Raw genomic sequence first — 4,297 nt, forward strand, 5'->3', positions numbered from 1 at the left:
CATCGAGACCCAGGTGTCGGTGAACACGCAATCCGCATCCTTGACGGCCGCTTCCGGATCGTCGCCGACCTTGATATTGGCGCCGGACGACTTGGCCCAATCCATCAGCCACTTCTTCGGCTTCAACTCCGCCGGACAGGCCACGCGCAGTTCGAAATCGAAACGCTCGGCGGCATGCATCAGCGAGGCCAGCACATTGTTGGCGTCGCCGGTCCAGGCGATGGTGCGCCCGGTGATCGGGCCGCGATGCTCCTCGAAGGTCATGACGTCGGCCAGCACCTGGCAGGGATGCGAGCGCCGCGTCAGGCCGTTGATCACCGGCACGGTGGCATTCTTCGCGATCTCGGCCACCGACTCGTGATCGAGCGTGCGGATCATGATGGCGTCGACGAAGCGCGACAGCACGCGCGCGGTATCGCCGAGGGTTTCGCCGCGGCCGAGTTGCATCTCCTGAGACGTCAGCATGATGGCTTCGCCGCCGAGCTGACGCATGCCGACATCGAACGACACGCGCGTGCGCGTCGACGGCTTGTCGAAGATCATCGCCAGGGTCTTGCCTTCGAGGGGCTTGGGGCCCTCGCCGCGCTTCTGCCGCTCCTTCATGGCGCGGCTGTGCGTGATCATCTCCTTCAGCGTCGGCTTCGGGATGTCGGTGAGATCGAGGAAGTGCCGGATATCGCCGCTCATGCCACGGCCCCCTGCTTGGCAGCGGGATCGCCCTGCCGCGGATGAGCCTGGGCGAGTTTGGCGCAGGCGCGCTCGATGCGCCGGACAGCCTCGCCGATTTCCTCGTCGTTGATGATGAGTGGCGGCAGGAGACGCACCACATTGTCGCCGGCGGCGACGGTGATCATCTCCTCGTTGCGCAATTCATCGACCATCTCGCCGACCGGCGGCACCATGCGCAGGCCGATCAAGAGGCCCTCGCCGCGCACCTCGGCAACCACCGACGGGAAACGATCGCGGATCTCGGCGAGCCGCTGCTTGAACAGAAGGCCCTTGCGCTTGACGTCATCGAGGAACGCCTTGTCGGCGACGATGTCGAGCACGGCATTGGCCGCGGCCATGGCGAGCTGGTTGCCGCCGAACGTGGAACCATGCGTGCCGGGCGTCATGCCCTTGGCCGCTTCCGCGGTGGCCAAACAAGCCCCGATCGGGAAGCCGCCGCCGAGCGCCTTGGCGAGACCCATGATGTCCGGCGTGACGCCGGTGTGCTGATAGGCGAACAGATCGCCGGTGCGCCCGATGCCGGTCTGCACTTCGTCGAAAATCAGCAGCAGGCCGTTGTCGTCGCACAGTTTGCGAAGAGCGCGCAAAAATTCATGCGCAACGACGCGCACGCCGCCCTCGCCCATCACCGGCTCGGCGATGATCGCGGCGGTCTCCGGCGTCACGGCCTTTTTCACGGTCTCGATGTCACCGAACGGCAACTGGTCGAAGCCCGGCATGTTGGGGCCAAAGCCCTCGAGATACTTCTTGTTGCCGGTCGCCGACAGCGCCGCCAGCGTGCGGCCGTGGAACGCGCCTTCGAAGGTGATGATGCGGTTCCGCTCCGGCTTGCCGGAAGCGTACTGGTATTTCCGCGCCATCTTGATGCAGCATTCCATCGCCTCGGTGCCGGAGTTCTGGAAGAACACGTAGTCGGCGAAGGACAGATTGCAGAGCCGCTCGGCGAGCCGCTCGCCTTCCGGAATGCGGTACAGGTTCGAGGTGTGCCAGAGCTTTTGCGCCTGCGCGGTAATCGCCTCCACCATGTGCGGATGTGCATGACCGAGCGCGTTGACGGCGACGCCGGAGGTGAAGTCTAGATAGCGGCGGCCGTCCGTCGCGGTCAGCCAAACACCTTCGCCCCGCTCGAAAGCGAGGTCGGCACGGGCATAGGTCGGCAACAGATGCGAGCTCACGGCCAGTCTCTTGTCTTTGACAAAACGAAAATTACGACGCCGGACGCGGACCGAACGGGAAAACGAGACCGCCCCCGGACAATTGCCGAGGCGGTTCAATGTCTTCGCCGAAGACTCTGCCGTCGGTCGGCCCGCAGGCCGCGATCCTTGGACGAGAGCGTTTTCCCGGCTGGCGGCGCCCGAAACGAAACGTGCCGCCTCGCCGGGCGGCACTTGAGACATTTTAGGCCAGGTCGGCCCCAAGTCAACCGAACGACGGAACCGATTCGGCCGACTCAATTTCACCGCAACTGCGGATTCTAAAGGAAAACCTGTTGGTAGATGGTCTTTGGCCGGTTGCAAAAGCTTGCGAGAGAGTCAACCCATAGTGTAGTTTTTTGGTCAGGCGCTACGACATATCGTGCGTGTCGCCACCAAATTCTGGTTCATCCCTGAAGCGTAACACGTTCGGGCACGAAAACCCGTGTCGGACGAGGGGGATGGATTCTATCTGAGACCTGGACGCCGAGGGGAACGCCCAATGAGCTGGACCGACGAGAGGGTCGAACTCTTGAAAAAGCTATGGTCGGATGGCCTCTCGGCCAGCCAGATCGCAGCCGAGCTCGGTGGCATCACCCGCAATGCGGTGATCGGCAAGGTGCACCGCCTCGGCCTGTCGGGCCGCGCCAAGAGCCCCTCGACCACGGCGCCGCGACCGCGCAAAGCGCGCACCTCCGGCCACATGATCCGGGTGCAGCGGCCGCAGGTTCGCGGCAACACCGCCCTCGCTTACGACTACGAGGCCGAGCCGGAACCGGAACTGCTCGAGATTCCGGTCGAGCAGCGCAAGACCTTGCTGCAGCTCAGCGAGCGCACCTGTCACTGGCCTGTGGGTGACCCGTCGGGCCCGGATTTCTTTTTCTGTGGCGGCGAGAGCGCCGAGGATCAGCCTTACTGCAGCTTCCACTGCCGCGTCGCCTATCAGCCGGCCAATGATCGCCGCCGCGCCAAACCGGCGTTTCGTAGCTGAGCGGTCCGCGATCGGGAATGACGAAGCCGGGGCAAATGCTCCGGCTTTTTTGTTTCTTCACCCTCCCGCTCGTGGGGAGGCTGAAGCGCGCATGCAAAACCCCACTTCGGTCGTCCCGGGCGAGCGCAGCGAGACCCGGGACCCATAGCCACTGCGCGATCCGAATTGCGGGCACTGGGGTTATGGGTCCCCGCCGGAGCCTGTCATCGGGCCGCGCTTTGCGCGGACCCGTTGGCGGGGACGACGAAGACCAATTCAATTTTCAAACAGCCCGTTATCAAACAGCCAACGCTCTGCTGGCCCTGTTCTTTAGGCGGCGCGGGTCACGCCGTATTCCCTTTCCCCTCCGGACATGCCGAGGGAATGGAGCGCCGCGAAGCGCCCAAAGTGTGCACCTTGCGGTGCACGGCCCCTCCTTGCGATCGGAGAAGGCCTGCGCCCCGCGGCGCTCCATCGCGGTGTCGTTACGACGCCGGGCCGCGCTTCTGGCGGCTGATCCATCTTGCGATGGGTAGCGCGCACCATCAGCGAGCTCCTCGCGGGAGGTCATAGTGCCTCCGGGCGGAGCCCCGACGCCGCCCGAGCGCCTGGGATGCGTAATCCCCAGGCCCGCGGGCACCGCATCCTTTCCCACTGACAAGACGCCTCATGACAGCGCCCCCGGCCGGATCGGACAGAGCAACGTTATCCTATTGTAAGGATAATAGTCAAGGACTATTTTCTGGGGTCGCCATTCTCTCTTGTCGTCCCGGGCGAGCGGTAGCGAGGCCCGGGACCCATAGCCACCGCGTCATCCGCATCGCGAACACAGGGGTTATGGGTCCCCGCCGGAGCCTGTCATCGGGCCGCGCTTTGCGCGGACCCGTTGGCGGGGGCGACGCTGAGTTTTAGCGTTCATTTTTACAGCAGCCCCAACTGCATCAGCTCGCGGCGCATCTCCTCGGGCATGTTGAGCGCGCCCTTGGCCGCCTTGGTGAGATCGCGCGGCGCTTCCTTGGGGTCGAGGTAGCGCCAGCCCTGAAAGGCCGAGCGCGGCCGCGGCTCGACGGGCACGCATTTGGGATCGAGCACCAGCTTGCAGCGATGGATGCCGTCCTTGTCGGTGAAGGGCCGGATGTCGAGGATCGTCTCGCGGCACATGATCTGGCCCTTGATCACCCAGTAGATCGAGCCGCCGTCTTTCAGTTCGTCGGCGCGCTTGGGCACCATGCGCGTGGTGTGAATGCGCTCCGGCTTCTTCACGCCGCGCTTCTTCTGCGCCTTGATCTTGTCGTCGATCCAGCCCTGCAGATCGGCGATGGAATCGGTTCCGACGGACAGCTTGATGAGATGAAGGGGCATTGCGCTAAGCCAACCCGATTGCGTTAAGCGCCTTCCGCAGGCG

General features: G+C 64.3%; 4 protein-coding genes. 1 reads left to right on the forward strand and 3 read right to left on the reverse strand.

What is annotated here, in order from left to right:
• Both VN004_RS02925 and VN004_RS02930 read right to left on the reverse strand, forming a co-directional pair.
• Positions 1-687, reverse strand: a 687-nt coding sequence (locus VN004_RS02925; protein ID WP_325606835.1) for an ornithine carbamoyltransferase, incomplete at its 3' end; no start/stop codon positions are given.
• Complete coding sequence (locus tag VN004_RS02930; RefSeq protein WP_325606840.1) at positions 684-1,910, reverse strand: aspartate aminotransferase family protein; 1,227 nt, start codon at positions 1,908-1,910, stop codon at positions 684-686. The genes VN004_RS02925 and VN004_RS02930, both read right to left, overlap by 4 nt.
• Before the next feature lie 514 nt (positions 1,911-2,424).
• Here VN004_RS02930 and VN004_RS02935 point away from each other — a divergent pair.
• Positions 2,425-2,913, forward strand: coding sequence for a GcrA family cell cycle regulator (locus VN004_RS02935; RefSeq protein ID WP_325606836.1), 489 nt, complete (start codon positions 2,425-2,427; stop codon positions 2,911-2,913).
• 900 nt (positions 2,914-3,813) lie between these two features.
• Here the strand turns inward: VN004_RS02935 and VN004_RS02940 are convergent.
• Positions 3,814-4,254, reverse strand: a complete 441-nt coding sequence (locus VN004_RS02940; RefSeq protein ID WP_325606838.1) for a DUF1489 family protein — start codon at positions 4,252-4,254, stop codon at positions 3,814-3,816.
• Positions 4,255-4,297 lie beyond the last annotated feature (43 nt).

The sequence above is a fragment of the Pseudorhodoplanes sp. genome (assembly GCF_035565855.1).
Taxonomy (GTDB): Bacteria; Pseudomonadota; Alphaproteobacteria; order Rhizobiales; family Xanthobacteraceae; genus Pseudorhodoplanes.

Excerpts from the sequence above, each read along its gene's own strand:
- VN004_RS02935 (WP_325606836.1), top strand. The coding sequence starts at position 2,425 with ATGAGCTGGACCGACGAGAGGGTCGAACTCTTGAAAAAGCTATGGTCG.
- VN004_RS02940 (WP_325606838.1), bottom strand. The coding sequence starts at position 4,254 with ATGCCCCTTCATCTCATCAAGCTGTCCGTCGGAACCGATTCCATCGCC.